General features: G+C 44.4%; 1 protein-coding gene. It reads left to right on the top strand.

All coding sequences use genetic code 11. The features are described 5' to 3' along the window. On the top strand, window positions 1–430 hold a 430-nt coding region (locus ACNARN_RS18650; protein WP_416303692.1), incomplete at its 5' end, for an EF-Tu/IF-2/RF-3 family GTPase. Window positions 431–432: the final 2 nt, after the last annotated feature.

The raw sequence follows: 432 nt of genomic DNA, 5'->3' as shown, positions 1-432 counted from the left end.
TAAAACAACTTGTACTGGCGTTGAAATGTTCCGTAAATTACTTGACGAAGGTCGTGCAGGTGAGAACGTTGGTGTTCTTCTGCGTGGTACTAAACGTGAAGAAATCGAACGTGGACAAGTACTGGCTAAACCAGGTTCAATCAAGCCACACACTAAATTCGAATCAGAAGTTTATATTCTGAGCAAAGATGAAGGTGGTCGTCACACTCCATTCTTCAAAGGCTACCGTCCACAGTTCTACTTCCGTACAACTGACGTAACTGGTACTATCGAATTACCAGAAGGCGTAGAAATGGTAATGCCAGGTGACAACATCAACATGATCGTTGAACTGATTCACCCAATCGCGATGGACGACGGTTTACGTTTCGCTATCCGTGAAGGTGGCCGTACAGTAGGTGCGGGCGTTGTTGCTAAAGTATTAGGTTAATT

Source organism: Proteus sp. TSJ240517 (assembly GCF_047921575.1).
In the GTDB taxonomy this organism is placed as follows: domain Bacteria; phylum Pseudomonadota; class Gammaproteobacteria; order Enterobacterales; family Enterobacteriaceae; genus Proteus.
The sequence above is the reverse complement of the archived record's forward strand: the minus strand, read 5'-3'. Positions and strand labels throughout refer to the sequence as shown.